General features: G+C 72.6%; 19 protein-coding genes, 1 other RNA gene and 2 pseudogenes. 9 read left to right on the forward strand and 13 right to left on the reverse strand.

Going from position 1 to position 18,070, the window contains the following annotated elements; translation table 11 throughout:
- The first annotated feature begins 28 nt into the window (after nucleotides 1-28).
- A complete protein-coding gene (locus tag AC07DS_RS23140; protein ID WP_479148053.1) occupies nucleotides 29-367 on the forward strand; it encodes a MazG-like family protein in 339 nt (112 codons plus the stop codon).
- A gap of 126 nt (nucleotides 368-493) precedes the next feature.
- On the opposite strand, the pseudogene AC07DS_RS23145 reads toward AC07DS_RS23140, so the two are convergent.
- A pseudogene (locus AC07DS_RS23145) lies at nucleotides 494-676 on the reverse strand (hypothetical protein); the annotation flags it as partial.
- On the opposite strand from AC07DS_RS23145, the gene tgmB reads away from it, so the two are divergent.
- From tgmB to AC07DS_RS23160, 3 genes are read left to right on the forward strand one after another with little or no spacing between them, the layout of a single operon-like run.
- Nucleotides 632-1,456 carry an ATP-grasp ribosomal peptide maturase gene (gene tgmB, locus AC07DS_RS23150; RefSeq protein ID WP_479148055.1) on the forward strand — a complete coding sequence of 275 codons (825 nt, stop codon included), beginning with the start codon at nucleotides 632-634 and terminating at the stop codon, nucleotides 1,454-1,456. The pseudogene AC07DS_RS23145 and the gene tgmB overlap by 45 nt on opposite strands.
- A complete protein-coding gene (gene tgmC, locus AC07DS_RS23155; RefSeq protein ID WP_479148057.1) occupies nucleotides 1,453-2,616 on the forward strand; it encodes an ATP-grasp peptide maturase system methyltransferase in 1,164 nt (387 codons plus the stop codon). The genes tgmB and tgmC overlap by 4 nt, the downstream gene beginning before the upstream one ends.
- A gap of 49 nt (nucleotides 2,617-2,665) precedes the next feature.
- On the forward strand, nucleotides 2,666-2,962 hold the full coding sequence (locus AC07DS_RS23160; protein WP_479148059.1) for a DUF6087 family protein: 297 nt from the start codon (nucleotides 2,666-2,668) through the stop codon (nucleotides 2,960-2,962).
- Between the two features lie 275 nt (nucleotides 2,963-3,237).
- Here the strand turns inward: AC07DS_RS23160 and rnpB are convergent.
- From rnpB to AC07DS_RS23185, 5 genes and pseudogenes are all read right to left on the reverse strand, one after another.
- Nucleotides 3,238-3,644, reverse strand: an RNA gene (rnpB, locus tag AC07DS_RS23165) — RNase P RNA component class A.
- Between the two features lie 118 nt (nucleotides 3,645-3,762).
- Nucleotides 3,763-4,542: pseudogene (locus AC07DS_RS23170) on the reverse strand (DMT family transporter); the annotation flags it as partial.
- A complete protein-coding gene (locus AC07DS_RS23175; RefSeq protein ID WP_479148061.1) occupies nucleotides 4,539-5,387 on the reverse strand; it encodes an AraC family transcriptional regulator in 849 nt (282 codons plus the stop codon). The gene AC07DS_RS23175 and the pseudogene AC07DS_RS23170, both read right to left, overlap by 4 nt.
- Before the next feature lie 27 nt (nucleotides 5,388-5,414).
- Complete coding sequence (locus tag AC07DS_RS23180) at nucleotides 5,415-5,924, reverse strand: TetR/AcrR family transcriptional regulator (protein ID WP_479148288.1); 510 nt, start codon at nucleotides 5,922-5,924, stop codon at nucleotides 5,415-5,417.
- Between the two features lie 4 nt (nucleotides 5,925-5,928).
- Nucleotides 5,929-6,339: a DUF4260 family protein gene (locus AC07DS_RS23185; protein WP_479148063.1), complete on the reverse strand. Its 411-nt coding sequence runs from the start codon at nucleotides 6,337-6,339 to the stop codon at nucleotides 5,929-5,931.
- Between the two features lie 182 nt (nucleotides 6,340-6,521).
- Between AC07DS_RS23185 and AC07DS_RS23190 the strand changes: the two genes are divergently transcribed.
- A complete protein-coding gene (locus tag AC07DS_RS23190) occupies nucleotides 6,522-7,277 on the forward strand; it encodes a MerR family transcriptional regulator (RefSeq protein ID WP_479148065.1) in 756 nt (251 codons plus the stop codon).
- Nucleotides 7,278-7,352: 75 nt separating this feature from the next.
- Here AC07DS_RS23190 and AC07DS_RS23195 read toward each other — a convergent pair whose 3' ends face one another.
- Nucleotides 7,353-8,786: an RNB domain-containing ribonuclease gene (locus AC07DS_RS23195; protein ID WP_479148067.1), complete on the reverse strand. Its 1,434-nt coding sequence runs from the start codon at nucleotides 8,784-8,786 to the stop codon at nucleotides 7,353-7,355.
- Between the two features lie 77 nt (nucleotides 8,787-8,863).
- On the opposite strand from AC07DS_RS23195, the gene yaaA reads away from it, so the two are divergent.
- Together yaaA and eda are read left to right on the forward strand one after the other, a co-directional pair.
- Nucleotides 8,864-9,655 carry a peroxide stress protein YaaA gene (gene yaaA, locus AC07DS_RS23200; RefSeq protein ID WP_479148068.1) on the forward strand — a complete coding sequence of 264 codons (792 nt, stop codon included), beginning with the start codon at nucleotides 8,864-8,866 and terminating at the stop codon, nucleotides 9,653-9,655.
- A gap of 77 nt (nucleotides 9,656-9,732) precedes the next feature.
- On the forward strand, nucleotides 9,733-10,380 hold the full coding sequence (eda, locus tag AC07DS_RS23205) for a bifunctional 4-hydroxy-2-oxoglutarate aldolase/2-dehydro-3-deoxy-phosphogluconate aldolase (RefSeq protein ID WP_479148069.1): 648 nt from the start codon (nucleotides 9,733-9,735) through the stop codon (nucleotides 10,378-10,380).
- Here eda and AC07DS_RS23210 read toward each other — a convergent pair.
- Genes AC07DS_RS23210 through AC07DS_RS23220 form a run of 3 tightly spaced genes read right to left on the reverse strand, consistent with a single transcriptional unit; the run spans nucleotide 10,352 to nucleotide 13,332 of the window.
- Nucleotides 10,352-11,722, reverse strand: coding sequence for a bifunctional RNase H/acid phosphatase (locus AC07DS_RS23210; RefSeq protein ID WP_479148071.1), 1,371 nt, complete (start codon nucleotides 11,720-11,722; stop codon nucleotides 10,352-10,354). The genes eda and AC07DS_RS23210 overlap by 29 nt on opposite strands.
- Nucleotides 11,723-11,734: 12 nt before the next feature.
- Complete coding sequence (locus AC07DS_RS23215) at nucleotides 11,735-12,478, reverse strand: zinc ribbon domain-containing protein (protein ID WP_479148289.1); 744 nt, start codon at nucleotides 12,476-12,478, stop codon at nucleotides 11,735-11,737.
- 14 nt (nucleotides 12,479-12,492) lie between these two features.
- Complete coding sequence (locus tag AC07DS_RS23220) at nucleotides 12,493-13,332, reverse strand: Nif3-like dinuclear metal center hexameric protein (protein WP_479148073.1); 840 nt, start codon at nucleotides 13,330-13,332, stop codon at nucleotides 12,493-12,495.
- A gap of 188 nt (nucleotides 13,333-13,520) precedes the next feature.
- Between AC07DS_RS23220 and AC07DS_RS23225 the strand changes: the two genes are divergently transcribed.
- Nucleotides 13,521-14,699 (forward strand): hypothetical protein, encoded by a 1,179-nt coding sequence (locus AC07DS_RS23225; RefSeq protein ID WP_479148075.1) that lies wholly within the window; start codon nucleotides 13,521-13,523, stop codon nucleotides 14,697-14,699.
- A gap of 94 nt (nucleotides 14,700-14,793) precedes the next feature.
- Nucleotides 14,794-14,952 carry a hypothetical protein gene (locus AC07DS_RS23230; protein ID WP_479148076.1) on the forward strand — a complete coding sequence of 53 codons (159 nt, stop codon included), beginning with the start codon at nucleotides 14,794-14,796 and terminating at the stop codon, nucleotides 14,950-14,952.
- Nucleotides 14,953-15,044: 92 nt separating this feature from the next.
- Here AC07DS_RS23230 and AC07DS_RS23235 read toward each other — a convergent pair whose 3' ends face one another.
- From AC07DS_RS23235 to AC07DS_RS23245, 3 genes are read right to left on the reverse strand one after another with little or no spacing between them, the layout of a single operon-like run.
- Entirely contained in the window at nucleotides 15,045-15,986 is a 942-nt protein-coding gene (locus tag AC07DS_RS23235; RefSeq protein WP_479148077.1) for a 3-oxoacyl-ACP reductase, read from the reverse strand.
- Nucleotides 15,987-15,998: 12 nt separating this feature from the next.
- The gene (locus tag AC07DS_RS23240; RefSeq protein ID WP_479148079.1) at nucleotides 15,999-17,075 is read right to left on the reverse strand and encodes a Zn-dependent alcohol dehydrogenase; all 1,077 of its coding nucleotides are present in this window, start codon (nucleotides 17,073-17,075) and stop codon (nucleotides 15,999-16,001) included.
- A 24-nt stretch (nucleotides 17,076-17,099) separates the two neighbouring features.
- Complete coding sequence (locus tag AC07DS_RS23245; RefSeq protein WP_479148080.1) at nucleotides 17,100-17,975, reverse strand: MaoC/PaaZ C-terminal domain-containing protein; 876 nt, start codon at nucleotides 17,973-17,975, stop codon at nucleotides 17,100-17,102.
- Nucleotides 17,976-18,070: the final 95 nt, after the last annotated feature.

Genomic DNA, 18,070 nt, shown 5'->3' on the forward strand with positions numbered 1-18,070 from the left:
CACCCGAAGGCATGCCAGGCTTCGGGGCATGAGCGACCAGAACACCTCCCCCGCCCTCTGGCCGACGATCGACGAACTCTGGGACCGCCTGGAGGCGACTCGAAGGCACGCCGGCCCGGAGGGCGTACTGCTCCGCATCCTCAAGCTGTCGGAGGAGGTGGGCGAGGTGGCCGAGGCAGTGATCGGCGCGACGGGCCAGAACCCACGCAAGGGGGTCACCCACACGTGGGAGGACGTCCAGTCCGAACTGTGCGATGTGGCGATCACGGCGCTGGTGGCGCTGCGGACGTTGACGCCGGAGGCGCGGGAGGTGTTCGAAGCACACCTGAAAGGTGTGCGGGAGCGCCCACTGACTTCTCCTGCCTGAGCGCGCGCCAGATGTGACGAACAGTCAGTATCGGATCTCGACTGCGCTTGCGTGGTTACCTTGTTGGCTACGTAGGCCGACGCCCCCGGCCGGGAGCCGTCCGGACGGGGGCTTCATCATCCTCGGAGTGAGCCGGGCGGTGTGCCCTTCGCTGACCTTGATGAATTCACACACCTGTCCGTACACGGCTGCGGCAGCCTCGCGCTCCCACTCGGGAGTCTCGTCCCACGGCGTGACGCAGCCCGCCTTCGGTACACCGGGGTAGTGCTTGGTCACACCGGCGATCCACGCCTCGCGGAAGATCGGCAGGTGCGCACCCCGTCGAGAACCGCAGACCTGACCCGCGTCCGATCGGTGTACTGGCGCCGCCCGGAGTGGCCGTCTTTCCCCCACCTGCCTCCGGACGACTCCCGGTTCGCGGCGGCGCAGGTCCGCTACGGACTCGCAGGCACCCTCTACGCCCTGGACAGCCCTCTCTGGGTCAACCACCCGTTGCACATTGCGGCGGCCGACTACAAGCCCGCTCAGCTCGCCCTCGCCCAGCAGCTCGGCTTCACCATCCCGCCCACCCTCGTCACCAACGTCCCGGCCGAGGCACGCGAGTTCATCCGCACCCAGGGGAACTCAATCTTCAAGACGCTGCGGTGGACCCCGTACATGCGCGAGGGCGTGCCGGTGACCGGATGGGCTGATCCCGTCACCGCCGACGAGATCGACGACAGTGTTCGTGTCACCCCGCACCTGTTCCAGGCACGGGTGGACAAGGTCGCAGACCTCCGTGTTCTGATCGTGGGCCGGCACACGTTCGCTGTACGCATCGACTCCGAACTGCTCGACTGGCGCAAGGACTACAGCGCCCTGACCTACACCATCGAGCACCTCCCCAATCGTGTGGACAAGGCACTACACGCCTACCTCGACCGTATGGAGCTGGTGTCAGGGAGCTTCGATCTCGCGGTGGACCGGGCGGGGAACTACTGGTGGCTGGAGTTGAACCCCAACGGGCAGTGGGGATGGCTGGAGACGGAGACCGGCCTCCCGATGTCCGCCGCCTTCGCCGACCTACTCATGGAAGGAGACCGCCGATGACCAACGCGGCATCCGAGCGGCGTCGCATGGCCGCGCTGCTCACGAGCAACGGCGTCCTGAAGTCGCCCTGGCTGCGCGGAGCCGTGGAGACCGTCGCCCGCGAGCAGTTCCTCCACCCCGGCGTCTTCCTCAACGAGGGGCGGACCTGGCGGCCCGTCACCGCGCTCGGCACCGATCCGGAGGAGTGGCTGAGGATCGTGTACAGCCTCGACACCCTCACCACCCAGCTCGACGGCCACCTCACCGCCGACCAGACCGGCGAACCCGTCACGGGCGTGCCCACGTCGTCCTCCACCGACCCGACCACCGTCGTCGGCATGATCGAGGCCCTGGACCTCACGGCGGAACACCGCGTCCTGGAGATCGGCACGGGCACCGGCTACTCCACGGCCCTGATGTGCCACTACCTCGGCGAGGACAACGTCACCACTATCGAGGTCGACCCTCAGGTGGCGGCACGCGCCGATGCCGCCCTGGAATCCGTCGGCTACTCGACGTGGACGGTGACGGGCGACGGGCTTCTCGGCCATCCGCACCGGGCGCCGTACGACCGGGTCATCGCCACCTGCGCGGTCCGTCGCATCCCGTACGCGTGGGTCCGGCAGACGAAGCCCGGTGGCACCGTCCTCAGCACGGTCGGCTCCTGGCCCTGGGGTACTGGTCTCGCGAAGGTCACCGTCGGCGATGGCGGTACCGCCGAGGGTGCGATTGTCGGACGCTCCTCCTTCATGCAGGCGCGCGCCCAGGCGGTGACGCCCGTGGCAGGCGACCTCTCCGCCCGGGCCGCCTACGCGGACAGCGAGCGGACCGCACTGGTGCCCCCTCTCGCTCTGGAAGAGTGGATGCCCGCATTCCTCGCACAACTCGCCGCGCCCGGTGCGCAGTTCGTCCGCGCCGCGCGCAGCGACGGCTCACCCTTGCGGTACCTGTTCGATCCGGAACGGGAGTCGTTCGCCGAGTTCATCGCCGACGGCGAGAGCTGGACCGTCCGCCAGGGCGGCCCCGTGGCACTCTGGGACGATGTCGAGCGCGCCCTCGCCGCCTGGCAGGACGCCGGCTCCCCGGATATCGGCACTGTTCGGCTCCGCGTGACGGCCGCGTCACACCTGTACTGGATTGACCGGAGCCCATCGCTGCGCTGGCAACACCAGCTCGCCTGAACCACTACTCTCCGAGGCATCCGCTCCCGGACTGCAGGAAGCGAGCACGATGGACGACGAACCGCTGTCCGATTGGGCCGAGCGCCGTGACGCGAAGATCGGGTGGCTCCGTGCCGTCCCTCTCGTCCCCGGCGACGGTCCGCAGGCAGCACATCTGAACCCTGACGCGCCCCGCGCGATCCAGCGTTGGAACGGCCACATCTGGGAGCCCTACAGCTTCGCGGTGAATCTCGCGGACGCGAGACGCATCTTGTTCCCCGACTCCGAGGTCGCCTCGGTCTCGGGGCCGGCGCCGAAGCTCGGCCCTGGGACCGGCAGGCACCGGAAGCCTCAGGCGCCGCGATAGCCCTGGCCGGGGGCTTTAGGAGTGAGCCCGCTTCGCCACTCACTCCGGCGCCGCAAGGCCCCTGGCCTGGGAGGGCCTCTCCCCGGCTCCGCCGACGCCCACCTCCGGCCCGACGAGGCGTGGCTACCTTGGTGGCTACCTTCGTAGCCGTGAGGTCCGGTTTGAACCGGGACGGAACGGGGTGAGGCGAGGCCGGCCACTCCACGAAAAAGAGCCTCTGACTTGTCTCTGACCTGCTCTGACCTGTGATTGCGCTGGCCAGGAGCCCTGCGGGGCAGACGAGTCGGGCTGTACGCCGGGTTCTGTTCCGAGGGGTTCTCGCGAGCCCCTCGGCGACGGCCATCCATCTAGGGCCGACGTTGCCGCCGGCCTCGTGCGGTCTACCCGCGGACTCGGGCGGGCAGCCCTCGAACGTCCGCGCAGGGCCGCCTTTTACAGCGGCCCCTCTTGACCTTGCTCCGGGTGGGGTTTACCTAGCTGCCCAGGTCACCCTGGGCACTGGTGGTCTCTTACACCACCGTTTCACCCTTACCGAGGGCCGAAGCCCCCGGCGGTTTGCTTTCTGTGGCACTGTCCCGCGGGTCACCCCGGGTGGCCGTTAGCCACCACCCTGCCCTGTGGAGCCCGGACGTTCCTCGGGAAGCCCCCTAGGGGGACTCCACGCGGCCGTCCGCCCGGCTCGTCTGCCGTGTCGACCATGGTACCGGGCGTGCGGGGCGGCGTGGGCCGGCGGTCGCCGTGGCCAGTACCGAGCCCGCCAGGATCAGGGTGAAGGCGACCGCGATGCCCGTCGTCAGGGACTCGTCCAGGAACAGCGCGCCCGCCGCCACCGCCACGGCCGGGTTGACGTACGTGATGACCGTCGAGCGGGTCGGTCCGACCTCCTTGATCAGTTCCAGGAAGGCCACGAAGGCCAGCGCCGTGCAGATGACGCCCAGGCCGGCGAGGGAGGCCAGGACCTGGCCCGACGGCACGGTGGACGGCCAGGTGGCCGCTGCCGCGGGGGCGTAGACCAGGGCGGCCAGGGTGAGGCAGGGGGCCGTGAGCTGGAGGGTGGGGACGTCCTTCAGCCATCGCGCGGCTATCAGCGGGGCCGTCGCATAGCCCAGGACGGTCAGCAGGACCTCGCCGAGCGAACGCGCATCGCCGCCGGTGAGGTGGGGAACGGTGAGGACCGCCACGCCGGCGAGGCCCAGGGCCAGGCCCGCGACCCGCCGTGCGCCGAGGCGTTCCGTGTCGCCGAAGAAGCGGGCGAGGAGGACTCCGACTATCGGTACGCCCGCGATCAGCAGGCCCGCCGTGGAGCTGGACAGGTGCCGTTCGGCGTCGGTGAGGGTGAACCACGGGCCGACGATCTCGATGCACGCGAACGCCAGCATGGGACGCCAGTGCGTGCGGACCATACGGATCAGGCCGCCCTGGCGGATCGCGAACGGGAGCAGGAGGAGCGCGCCGAGCGCACAGCGCGTGAACACCACCATGGCGGGGGACAGGTCACCCACCGCCACCTTGATCATCAGATAGGGAATGCCCCAGACCACTCCCATCAGGGAGAACAGGAACCAGCCACGTGCAGTCATGGGGTCGAGTTTCGGCTGCCCCCCGCCCAGGTGTCTTGAACGCTGTTGCGGTACGCCGCCGGGGTCACCCCCAGTACGCGGCGGAACCAGCGGGTCAGGTGCGCCTGGTCCGCGAAGCCCACCAGGCCCGCCACCTCGGCCGGGCGCAGTCCGGCCTCCAGCAGGGTGCGTGCCCGCGTCACCCGGTACTGGGCCAGCCAGGCGTACGGCGGCACCCCCATCGTCGTACGGAAGGCCCGTAGGAGCTGGTAGCGGGAGAGGCCGAGGTCGGCCGCGAGGAGGGAGAGGGAGGGCGGGGCCGTCAGTTCGTCTGCCAGGCGGTCCCGGGCCGTCAGGGCAAGGGTGGTGGCGCCCGGGATGTGGTGCGGGATCTGTCGCGCCGTGGAGTGGCGCTGGGACAGGGCCGTCAGGAGCCAGGGGAGGCGGGATTCGACTTCCAGGGGGTCGGGGCACGTGCTGAGTTCCGTGTGGGTCACGCGCAGGGCCCTGGCCAGTTCGGGGTCCTCCAGGAGCGGTTCGCGGAAGTGCGGGAGGGTGCCGAGGGTGCCGTCCGCCAGCAGGGACGGCTCCGCGTACAGGGCTCGGTAGGCGTAGCCGTCGGTGGGGGTGCCGGGGCCGCCGGTGTGCATCTCGCCCGGTTCGAGGACGACGATCGTGCCGGGGCCGGTGCGGATGTGGCCGCCGCGGTAGTCGATCACCTCGGAGCCGCCCACGCAGACGCCGATCGTGTACTCGTCGTGGGCGTGCGGGGCGTAGGTGTGCCGGTGGAAGTTCGCGGTCAGGAGATCGAGCGGGGGGCCGCAACGGCCGAGTCGCGCTCTCGTCCACAGGGCCTGTTCCGCCATCGCCCACTCCCCTGCCGTACTCCCTTGCTAAGGGTGCAACGCCTTCAGGCCACGCTTCCATGCCGCGTCCAGGTCGGCGTCGGCCGGAAACCGGCCGTGGATCTCCAGGATCACCATGCCGTGGGCGAAGGCCCAGGTCGCGCGGGCCAGGTCGAGGTCCCCGGCGCAGGCCCGCAGGAGTGGCAGGGCGGCCCGGTCCTCCAGCCCTGCGGGGAGTTCGGTGCGCGGGAGGGGCTGTTCCGTGGCCAGGCAGTACAGGTGGGGGTGAGCGAGGGCGTAGGCGCGGTAGGCCCCGGCCAGCGCTTCGAGGGAGCCGGGGGTGTGGGTCTCGGCGGCTTCCAGGGCCTCGGCCGACTCGGTCAGCATCTGTGCGGTCAGCTCGACCTCTACGGCGTGCTTGTCGGGGAAGTGCTTGTAGAGGGACGGGGCCTTGATGCCGAGGCGGTCGGCCAGGGCGCGCATGGTGAGGGCTGCGCCCCCCGACTCCTCCAGGAGGGCCCGCGCCGCCGTCGCGATCTCTCGTGCCCTCGGCGTCAGACGCTCAGCCACGCTGGAAGCCCTCCTTCGTCCGCAGTCCGTATCCGAAGGCGCGATCGTACGAGATGTGGGCCAGCCAGCCGCACAGGGCTGCGAATGCGGGGGCCCAGGTGAAGGGGCCGACCGTGTACGCCGCCATCAGCGCCAGCGGGACCAGGGCTCGGTGCATCGCGTTGTAGTACGGCACCGCGCGCGGCGCCAGTTGGCCCTTCGCCATGTGGGGGGCGTCGTCCAGGGCGACCAGGAAGGTGAGGTCCGGCAGGACGAGGAGGACGAGCGCGAGGGTGCCGGCGAGCCAGCCGTGGTTGACGGCCTCCAGGACTGCGAAGGCGGACCAGAACAGGGCTCCCGCGAGCCAGGCCGTGCGGCGCAGGACGGTGAGGGGCGAGGTGGCGCTCGTGGTCGTGGCGGACATGGCTGCCTCCGGGGTCGTACGGCATCGGGGCCGGGCTGGCTAACACCGTTAGCCATACGGTATGGCTAACGGTGTTAGCCGTCAACCCGGCGACCGGCCGCAGCACCCCGGACCCGGAGCTCGCCGGCACCGCCCGGCCCGCCGCTTGACCCTGCCGCGGCGTCAACGTCTGTACTGGTCCCATGCGGATCGGAGAACTCGCCGCCACCGCCGGCGTCACGACGCGCACGGTGCGGCACTACCACCACCTGGGGCTGCTGCCCGAGCCCGAGCGCCTCTCCAACGGCTATCGGCACTACACCCTCCGGCACGCCGTGGTCCTCGCCCGGATCCGGCGGCTGACGGAGCTGGGGATGGGGCTGACCGAGGTACGGGACGTGCTCGCCGACGACGCCGGCAAGGACCTGGTCGAGGTGCTCACCGAGCTGGACGAGGACCTGGCCCGGCAGGAGGCGGAGATCCGGGAGCGCCGGCAGCGGCTGCGGGCGCTCCTGGAGGCCGGGGCGGCCGGGGAACTGCCCGCCGAGGGGCCGTTCTCGCCCGAGCTGACCGGGCTGCTCGCCGGGCTGCCGGGCAGCGACTCCCCCATGGCCGCCAAGGACCGCGAGATCCTCGCGCTGCTCGACACGGGTGCCGCGCCCGCGGAGCGGGAGCGGCTGCTGTCCACCCTGCGCGGCGCCCTGGACGGCCCGGACGCCCTGGCACGGGCGCAGGAGACGTACGCGCTGCTCGACGCGCTCGCGGACGCCGCGCCGGACGACCCGCGCGTGGAGCAGGCCGCGCGGACGCTGGCCGGCCTGCTTCCCGCGGAACTGCTGTCCGCGACGGACCTCGCCCCGGACAACGCCTTCCTGCGCGCCCTGTACGCCGACTTCGCGCCCGCGCAGGCCGAGGTGATCCGCCGGGTCCTGCGGATCCTCGCCGGGGAACGGCCGTGAGGAGACAGGGAATGGCTGTGAGCGAGTGGGGCCCGGCTGCACGCCGGGAACCCGGGCCGCCCCGTACGGGCACCCTCACGCCGGTGTGAACAGGATCTTCGCGGTGCCCGGATCCGCTCGGGCGAGGCGGACCCGCAGGCGTTCGCCGAGCGACAGGTGTTCGCCCTCGATCCGGCCGATCACGGCCGGGGACTCCAACTGCACGGTGCCGACGGTCGGTTCGTGGTCGGAGAGATCCACCACGCAGCCGTCGAAGACGTCTCCGACCCGGCCCTTGAGGAGCGCGGCCTCGACGATGTCGACGCACTCCCGCTCGACCGTGCCCGCGCGGCGGGTGCCGTCGGCCATCTGCCGGGGCAGCGTGTCGAGCGCGGCGAGGACCCAGTCGGGCGGGGTGTGGCCGGCGGCGGCCGCGAGGCAGAGCTCGGCGGCGTAGCGGTCGGCGAGGCGGCGCAGCGGCGCGGTGCAGTGGGCGTAGGGGGCGGCGACGGCGGCGTGGGTGGTGATCGCGGGCAGGTTTCCGTCCCGGAAGACGGTGTAGCCGGCGCCGCGCAGCAGGGTCGTGCACTCCTGGAGGAAGGCCGCGTGGTGCGGGTCGTGCGGGTCGAGGGTGCGGATCAGCGCCGCGTACGACACGTGGTGCGGCCAGTCGATGTGCAGGGCGACCGCGGTACGGCGCAGCCGGGCCACGGCGCCGTCGGGAGCGGCCGGAAGGGTGCGCAGGATGCCGGTGCCGGTGGCCACCATCAGGTCGGCCGCGGCCATGCCGGTGAGCAGGGAGATCTGGGCGTTCCAGCTGTCGGCGGGCAGCGGGGCGCGGAAGGCCAGCTCGTAGGTGTGGTCCCGTTCGGTGATCTCCTGCTCGGGGACGCCCAGCGAGATGCCGCCGCGCTCCGCCTCCAGGCGCTCCCGGGCCTGCCCGATCTCCCTGAGCAGCGCGACCGGCTCCTCGGCCGTGCCGCTGTCGATCTGCCGCTGCACGCCCGCGTAGTCGAGTTTCGCCCGGCTGCGGACCAGGGCCCGGCGCACGTCGACGGCGACGGTACGGCCCTCCGCGTCCAGGTCGAGCGTCCACAGCACGGCGGGCCGGGTCCGGTCGGGCAGCAGGCTCCCGGCGCCCTCGCTGAGCACCGTGGGGTGCAGCGGGACCCGCTGGTCGGGGAAGTAGAGGGTGTTCACCCGCTTGTGCGCCTCCGCGTCCAGCGGTCCGCCGGGTACGACGAAGGCGGCGACGTCGGCGATGGCGTACCGGACCCGGTAACCGGTGCCCCGCCGGGAGAGGTGCGTCGCCTGGTCGAGGTCGGTGGATCCGGGCGGGTCGACGGTGAAGAAGGGGAGGTCCGTTGCGTCGTACGACGGCAGGGTGGGCGCCTGCGCCGACCGCTCGGCCTCCGCCTGGACCTCGGCCGGGAAGGCCTCCGGTACACCCAGTTCGGCGCGGAGCGCGGCAAGGGCGGCCCGGAGAGGTGCCTTGGGTGCGCCGGTCACGCGGATCTTGCGGCAGGGCATGTGTCGAGCGTAGGTCGAAGGGGCCGGGGCAGCACCCCGTACCCTGGCGCAGAAACCGGAGAGAAGGAGTACCACCCGTGCTTGTCCTGCTGCCGCCCTCGGAAGGCAAGGCGTCCTCGGGCCGTGGCGCCCCGCTGAAGCCGGAGTCGCTGTCCCTGCCGGGGCTGGGCGACGCGCGGGAGGCGGTGCTCGGGGAGCTGGTCGAGCTGTGCGCGGGGGACCCCGAGCAGAACGAGAAGGCGCGCGAGGTGCTGGGGCTGAGCGAGGGGCTGCGCGGCGAGGTCGCGAAGAACGCCGGACTGCGTACGGCCGGTGCGCGGCCCGCCGGTGAGATCTACACGGGTGTGCTGTACGACGCCCTCGGCCTGGCCTCCCTCGACGCGGCCGCGAAGAAGCGGGCCACGCGGTCTCTGCTGGTGTTCTCGGGGCTGTGGGGCGCGGTGCGCGTCAACGACCGCATCCCCTCCTACCGGTGCTCGATGGGTGTGAAGCTGCCGGGTCTCGGGGCGCTGGGCGCTCACTGGCGGACGCCGATGGCGTCGGTGCTGCCCGAGGTCGCCGGGAACGGGCTGGTCCTGGACCTGCGGTCGGCCGCGTACGCGGCCGCGTGGAAGCCGAAGGGCGAGGTGGCCGGGCGTACGGCGACCGTGCGGGTGCTGCACGCGCCGACCCGGAAGGTCGTCAGCCACTTCAACAAGGCGACGAAGGGGCGGATCGTACGGAGTCTGCTGTCGGACGGGGCCGCGCCGAAGGGGCCGGCCGAGCTGGTGGAGGCGCTGCGGGACCTCGGGTACACCGTGGAGGCCCAGGCGCCGGCGAAGGCGGGGCAGCCGTGGTCGCTGGACGTGCTGGTGGAGGAGATCCACTGAGCCCTCCCTGAGGGCAATCCCCCCTGGCGTTGCAACATGCGCAATGCCTTTTGCGCAGCCTGCATCACGTCGGCAGGATGAGCGGCATGCCCTCGTCTGTGCTGGACCTCGCGCCCGTCGTGCCCGTCGTCGTCGTCGAGGACGCCGCCGACGCCGTACCGCTCGCCCGTGCGCTGGTGGCGGGCGGGCTGCCCGCGATCGAGGTGACGCTGCGGACACCGGCCGCGCTGGACGCGATCCGGGCGGTCGCCGGTGAGGTGCCGGACGCGGTGGTCGGGGCGGGCACGGTGATCGCGCCGGAGCAGGTGGGCGCGTGTGTGGCGGCCGGGGCGCGGTTCCTGGTCAGCCCCGGGTGGACGGACGCGCTGCTGACGGCGATGCGGGCGTCCGGGGTGCCGTTCCTGCCGGGGGTGTCGACCACCTCGGAGGTGGTGGCGCTGCTGGAGCGCGGGGTGCGGGAGATGAAGTTCTTCCCCGCGCAGGCGGCGGGCGGTACCGCCTATCTGAAGTCCCTGGCCGGTCCGCTGCCGCAGGCCCGCTTCTGCCCGACGGGCGGGATCGGGCCCGCCACCGCGCCGGAGTATCTGTCCCTGCCCAACGTCGGCTGTGTGGGCGGGAGCTGGATGGTCCCGGCGGACGCGGTGGCCGCCGGGGACTGGGTCCGGATCGAGGAGCTGGCGCGGGCCGCCGCCGGGCTCAGGGACGCAGGTGGGACGTGTCGTTGAACAGCCGCACGCTCGCGTTGCCGTCCGCGTAGTACGCCACCGCCGAGAGGGAGGCGGCGGAGAGTTCCATGCGGAACAGCGACTCGGGCGGGGCGCCCAGGGCGAGGCGCACGAGGGTCTTGATCGGGGTGACGTGCGTGACCAGCAGGACCGTGCGGCCCGCGTGGGCCGCGACCAGCTTCTCCCTGGTGGCCTCCATCCGGACGGCGGTCTCCGCGAAGCTCTCGCCGCCGCCTGTGGGGTGGGCCTCGGGGTCGGCGAGCCAGGCGTTCAGGTCGTCCGGGTGACGCTCGCGGACCTCGCCGAAGGTGAGGCCTTCCCAGGCGCCGAAGTCGGTCTCCCGCAGGCCGTCCTCGATCGTGACGTCCAGGCCCAGGCGGGCGGCGACGATGCCGGCCGTTTCCCGGGTGCGGGCGAGCGGGGAGGCGAGGATCGCCTGGATCGTGCCGCGCCTGGCGAGTGTCTCTCCGGCCCGGTGGGCCTGCTCGCGGCCGGCGTCCGAGAGGGAGGGGTCGGTGCCGCCGCTGCCCGAGAAGCGCTTCTGCGGGGTGAGCGGGGTTTCGCCGTGCCGGAGGAGGACGAAGGTGGCGGGGGCGCCCATGTCCGGGGCCGCGCTCCACCCCGGGGTCGAGGGGCGCTGCTCGGTGGAGGCCGCGGTGCTTTCCGTTCCGGTGCCGGAAAGGTGCTGCTCGCTGGGGGCGGTGAGCCGCTGCTCGCCGGGAGGTGCGCTCTTCTTCGGGACGGGCGCCGCCCCGGCGGCACGACTGCCCGCAGCTACGGCGGATGCCGCGGCATCGGCCGCGCGGCCCTGCGCCAGAGCGGCCCGCGCCTTCGCCGCGCCCGCCGCCGCGTCCCCGGGCGGCCCCGACGGCTCGGGTACGGCGCGCGGGGTGTCCAGCGCGGCCCTGGACTCGGACGGGGACCACTGGCCCCCCTTGGCTCCCGCGTCCATGGCCTCGTTGGCCAGGCGGTCGGCGTGCTTGTTCTGCTCCCGGGGGATCCACTCGTAGGTGAGCTGGTCCGCGGGGAAGACCCGGCCCGCCTCCGCCGCCAGGGGCTTCATCGAGGGGTGCTTGATCTTCCAGCGGCCCGACATCTGCTCGACGACGAGCTTGGAGTCCATGCGGACGTGGATCCGGGCGGTGGGGTCGAGGTCGTACGCGGCGCGCAGGCCCGCCAGCAGGCCCCGGTACTCGGCCACGTTGTTCGTGGCGATACCGATGTACTCCGCGGTCTCCGCCAGGGCCTCCCCCGTCGCCGCGTCGATCACCACGGATCCGTAGCCCGCGGGCCCCGGGTTGCCCCGCGACCCGCCGTCGGCCTCGACGATGAACTCCCGCACCGCCCCGGCTCCTTACAGGCCCGACTCGGCCGTACGCACCAGGATGCGGCGGCAGTTCTCGCAGCGGACCACCGTGTCCGGCGCCGCCGAACGGATCTCGCTCAGCTCGGTGATGGCCAGCTCCTGGCGGCAGCCCTGGCAGGTGCGGGCGTACAGCTTGGCCGCGCCGATGCCGCCCTGCTGCTCGCGCAGCTTGTCGTACAGCTTGAGCAGGTCCGCGGGGACGGAGGCGGCGATGACCTCGCGCTCCTTGGTCACCGAGGCGGCCTCGCCGTCGATCTCCTCGAAGGCCGAGTCCCGGCGGGCGCTCGCGTCGTCGATCCGCGACTGCACGGAGCCGACCCGCTCGGTCAGTTCGGTCACCCGCTCCTGCGCGGCCTCACGGCGCTCCATGACCTCGAGGACGATGTCCTCCAGGTCGCCCTGGCGCTTGGCGAGGGAGGTGATCTCGTGCTGGAGGTTGGACAGGTCCTTCGGCGAGGTGACGGCGCCGGAGTCCAGGCGCTGCTGGTCGCGGGCGGCGCGCTGGCGCACCTGGTCCACGTCCTGCTCGGCCTTGGTCTGCTCGCGGGCGCAGTCGCTCTCCTCGGTCTGCGCGGCCACCAGCAGGTCGCGGATCTGCGTCAGGTCCTTGTTCAGCGACTCGATCTCGGCGTGCTCGGGCAGCGACCTCCGCTTGTGTGCCAGCTGCTGCAGGCGGACGTCGAGGGCCTGGACGTCGAGGAGTCGGATCTGGTCGGCGGGCGCGGCGTTCAGTTGGGGGCTCCCGATTAACTAGTGGTGACGGTGGACGCCGCGTGGGCGGTCCAGGGGTCGGTGACCGTCTTGGACACGTGGACGCGCAGGTCCCAGCCGTGGCGGTCGGAGATCTCGTCGAGCTGGGCTGCGGCCAGCTCGCACCAGGGCCACTCGGTGGCCCAGTGCGCCGCGTCGAGCAGCGCGAGGGGACTTTGGGCCACCGCCTCGGAGACGGGGTGGTGGCGCAGGTCGGCGGTGAGGAAGGCGTCGACGCCGGCCGCGCGGACCTGGTCGAAGAGGCTGTCGCCGGAGCCGCCGCTGACGGCGACCGTGCGGACGACGGCCTCGGGGTCGCCGGCCACCCGGATGCCCTGGGCGGTGGCGGGCAGCCGCTCGGCGGCGCGGGCGGCCAGCTCGCGCACGGTCAGCGGGTGGTCGAGCTCGCAGACGCGGCCCAGGCCCCGGCGGCCCTCGGGGTCGGTCGGGTCCGGCACGAGGGGGCGTACGACACGGAGGTCGAGCGCCCCTGCGAGGGCGTCCGAGACGCCCGGGTCGGCGGTGTCGGCGTTGGTGTGGGCGACGTGCAGCGCGATGTCGTTCTTGATCAGCGTGTGCACGGCCCGGCCCTTGAAGTGCGAGGCCGCGACCGTGGTCGTACCGCGCAGGTAGAGCGGGTGGTGGGTGACGAGCAGGTCGGCGCCCAGCTGGACCGCCTCGTCGACGATGTCCTGCACCGGGTCGACGGCGAACAGCACCCGGGTGACCTCCTGGCCGGGGTCGCCCACGACCGTGCCGACCGCGTCCCAGGACTCGGCCCGCTCGGCGGGCCACAGGTTCTCCAGCGCGGCGATGACTTCAGACAGACGGGGCACGGGGAAAAGGCTACCTGGCTGTTCTGCCGGGCTGTACCGCATCCGCTCCCGCTGGTCCCGCTCAGCACAAACGCCCCGGTCTCCTCAGAGGAATCGCTTCTGCGCCACCCGTATGTGTGAAGCCGGGGCCGGGCGGTGTCACGCCTGTGCGTGCGAAAACTAGCTTCGTCGCCGGAGGTGACCGAACGATGACGGCCTGTGCGATCGAAACCCCCTCCACCGGCGAGGACGACGGTGTGCCGGGGACGCGGTGCGCCATCACGGCGGACGGCGCGTACGCCGCCCGCCTCGCGCTGGACGGCGACTGCTGGTTCCCGGAGCGCTGGACCCTGGACGGCCCGGAGCCGTACGCGGTGCCGCTGCCCGGCAACCAGCCGGAGGAGCCCGGCACCCAGCTGCAGCCGATGGCGGACGGACGGGTGCTGATCCAGCGGCTGGTGGAGCGCCGGCACACCTTCTCGCTGCTGTACCCGGCCGGTCCCGGCACCGGCGAGCTGCCGCTGGGCGCGGTGGAGTGCCCGGAGCCGGGCACCCGGCTCCGGCTGCTGCCGCCGGCGCCGGGCGGGGCGCGCGCGTACGCCCTCGCGGTCGGGCCGCGCTCCAGCGCCGTGTGGCTGGTGACGGGCGGCGCCTTCGGGCCCGAGCGGCTGGCGGAGGTGCCGGGGCGCTGCTCGGGCGGGGTCTGGCTGGACCGTGGCGGGCGGATGCTCGCGCTGGACCGGGAACTCGGCGGGCGCACCAAGACGGTCGTCGTCGACCTGGAGCGCGGCGGGGAGATCTCGCCCCTGCTGCAGATCACGGAGGGCAGCGACGACCGATTGCTGCTCGCCGACCCGGACAGCGGGCTGCTGCTGATCTCCTCGGACGCACCCTCCCCCGGGCAGGAACGATTGGGCTGGGGGGTCATGGGCAGCACGCTGCCGGTGCGCTTCCCGGAGTGCCTGCGGCTCCAGGACTGCGCGGTGACGCCGTTCGCGATCCAGCCGGGGCAGGTGCTGACGCCGGAGAGCTGCGCGGTGGCGCTGTGCGTCGAGGGGCCGGTGGGCAGCTGGGTCGGTGTCTGGCGGCCGGCCGAGCGGCAGGTGTGCCATCTCGCGGCGCCCGAGGGGTGGTTGACGGGGTCCGGTTCATGGACACGTGACGGGGTGCTGCGGCTCCCGTACGCCACGGGGGAGGTCCCGTGCGGCGTGGCGGAGCTGACGGCGCCCAGGGGGGACGCGGGCCCGGGGGATCCGGTCCGGAACGGCACGGCTGCCGGGGTGCCCGAGGCACTCTGGGAGGCGGCGGAACCGGATCCTCCGGGACCGGTGACGGTCCGTCCGGTACCGCTGCAACAAGCACCTCTCGGCCGACTTGTAACGAAGTAGCACCGGTCGGCGTGCCCGCCTGGATTCGGCCCGTGGTGTGCCGGTTACACTCGCCGCGCTGTAAGAGATCTTGTTGACGGGGTGAATTCTTCCGATGAGCGACACCAGCACGACTCAGCCGCTGTCTGCCGACTCTCAGAACGCGGCCGGACACGGCCGGCACCGGGGCCCGATCGCGGCCCAGGACAGTGAGACGGCTTCGCACGGGCGGCACCGCAAGCCGGCCCAGGAGACCGCCGAGGCGGCTGCCTGACGGTAGATGAGAAAACGAGGGGGTGCCCGCTGACCGGCGGGCGCCCCCTCTCTCGTTCTCCCGTTGCGTTCGGCCCGCTCGGGGCCCGGTCCTCAGCCGCGCCTGAGACCCAGCACCTCGGCCGCGGCGAACGTCTCCCGCGGCGGCCGCTGCGCGTAGTGCGGGGTGAGCAGCGCGTCCAGCTCGTCGTGGGTGAACGTCTCCTGCTTGCTGTCGAACTTCGCCTGCACCCGCGGCCGGTCCACCACGGCGACCATGCCGCCGTGGACGACGAGCAGCTGCCCGTTGACCCGGGCGGCGGCGGGTGAGGCCAGGTAGCCGACGAGCGGGGCGACGTGCTCGGGGGCGAGCGGGTCGAGGCTGCCCTCGTCCGGCTCCTGGAAGCCCTCGAAGACGTCCGCGGTCATCCGGGTCCGGGCGCGCGGGCAGATCACGTTGGCCGTGACGCCGTACTTGGCGAGGGCGAGGGCGGTGGAGGTGGTCAGGCCGACGATCCCGCCCTTCGCCGCCGCGTAGTTGGGCTGTCCGGCGGAGCCGGCCAGGAACGCCTCCGAGGAGGTGTTCACGATCCGCCCGTACACCTGGCCTCCCGCCGCCTTGGCGCGGTCCCGCCAGTGCGCGGCGGCGAAGTGGGTGGTGTTGAAGTGTCCCTTGAGGTGGACGCGGATCACCGAGTCCCACTCGTCCTCGGTCATGGAGAAGATCATGCGGTCGCGCAGGATGCCCGCGTTGTTGACGAGGATGTCCAGCCTGCCGAACTCGGCGACGGCCAGGCCGACGAGTTCCCGGGCCTGCTGGAAGTCGGCGACGTCCCCGGTGTGCGCGACCGCCCGGCCGCCGCTCGCGCGTATCTCGGCGGCGACGTCCTCGGCGGGCCCGGCCGAGGCCTGGCCGGAGCCGTCGCGGCCCGGCCGGCCGTAGTCGTTGACGACGACGGCCGCGCCGAGCCGGGCGAGTTCGAGCGCCTCGGCCCGGCCGAGACCGCGCCCGGCGCCGGTGACGACGGCGGACAGTCCCTCGAGTGGCAGTGGCATTCCGGTCCGTCCTCAGATCTCGATGCACGTACGCAGGGCCGTCCCGGTACGCATCTGGTCCAGGGCCTCGTTGATCTCCGCCAGCGGCACCCGGTGGGTGATCAGGCCGGCCAGGTCGACGCGGCCCGCCCGCCACAGGGCGATGGTGCGCTCGTAGGAGCTGAGGACGTCCCCGCCGCCGTACATGGACGGCAGGATGCGCTTCTCGTCGAAGAACAGCTCGAACATGTTGAGCTGCAGGAAGTCGTCCATGGCGCCGGCGCCGACCACCACGAGGGTGCCGCCGCGCCGGGTGTTCTCGTACGCGGTGCGGGCGGTGGCGGACCTGCCGACGACCTCGAAGACGTAGTCGAAGCCCTCGCCGCCGGTGACCTGCTGCTTGGCGTCGGCCAGCTCCTCCGGTGAAACGGCCTTCGTGGCACCGAACTTCAGCGCGGACGCGCGCCGGGAGGCGACCGGGTCCACGGCGACTATCTCGGCGGCGCCCTTGAGCCGCGCCCCCTGTACCGCGGAGATGCCGACGCCGCCGCAGCCGATGACGGCGACCGACGAACCGGCCTCCACGTCGGCGGTGTTGAGGGCGGCGCCGAGTCCGGTCGTCACCCCGCAGCCGATGAGGGCGGCGATGTCGAAGGGCACGTCCTGCGGGATCGGCACCGCGCAGCCCGCGTCCACGACGACCTCCTCGGCGAAGGTGCCGGTGCCCGCGAAGCCGAAGACGTCACCGCCGGGGCGCCTGAAGTTGGGGGTGCCCGCGTTCATGAACCCGGCCAGGCACAGCTCGGTCTGGCCGCGCCGGCAGGCGGGACAGGCGCCGCAGGCGGGCAGCCAGCAGATGACGACCCGGTCGCCGGGCTTCAGATGGGTCACGTGCTCGCCGACTTCGAGGATCTCGCCCGCGCCCTCGTGACCGGGCACGAACGGGGCCGGCTGGGGCAGCACCCCGTTCATCGCGGACAGGTCCGAGTGGCACAGCCCGCTGGCCCGCACCCGGACCCTCACCTTGCCGGGGCCGAAGCCCACCGCCTCTATGTCGTCGAGGATCTCCAGCTTTTCCTGGCCGATCTCGTGCAGTACGGCTGCGCGCATGGTGCGGCTCCCCTCGGAGGCTCTTCAGGAGTGCTGAACGATGGTGTCGGCCAGGACGGGCGCGTCCTCCCGCTCGACGGCGCCGACGGCGACCCTCACCCGGCCCTGCTCGCGCCACATCCGGATGCGCAGGGTCTCGCCCGGGTACACGACCCCGGCGAACCTCGTGGTGTACTCGCGCACCCGGGTCACGTCGCCGCCGAGCAGCGTGTCCACGACCGCCTTGAGCGTGATGCCGTAGGTGCACAGCCCGTGCAGGATGGGCCGGTCGAACCCGGCGAGCTTGGCGAACTCGGGGTCGGCGTGCAGGGGGTTGTAGTCGCCGGAGAGGCGGTAGAGCAGGGCCTGGTCGGCACGGACCGGGCGCTCGACGGTCCGGTCGGGTTCACCGGTGGGCGGCTCGAGTCGGGTGGAGGGGCCGCGGTCGCCGCCCCAGCCGCCCTCTCCGCGTACGAAGATCTGGGCGTCGTTGGTCCACAGCGGGCCCTCGGCGTCGGCGACCTCGGTGCGCATGACGAGGACGGCGGCCTTGCCCTTGTCGTACACGGCGGCGATGCGGCCGGTGGCGGTGGCGGTGCCCTCGGCCGGCAGGGGCCGGTGGATCCGCAGGGTCTGGCCGCCGTGCAGGACCCGGGCCAGGTCGACGTCGACGCCGGGCATGGACAGGCCGCTGATCACCCCGGGCGAACCGGCGCCGGCGACGGTGGCGAAACTCGGCAGCACGTGCAGCCGGGACTCCAGGGTGTAGCGCAGCTCGTCGGGGTCGGTGGCGGGGCTGTCCTTGTCCGGGTTCGCGCCGGCGCCGATGCCGAGGTGGTAGAGCTGGACGTCCTTGGTCGTCCAGGCGATCTCACCGGTCCGGGGTCCGGCGGCGAGGGCCTTGGCTGCGTCGATGGGCATGGGGCTCCTGACGGGGTCTCAAGACCTCGGTGCGGACGTCCGCACCGTCGGCCGCACCGAGGTCGTCCACGGGCGGATCTAGAACGCGTTCCAGT

The organism is Streptomyces sp. NPDC044064, assembly GCF_056434245.1.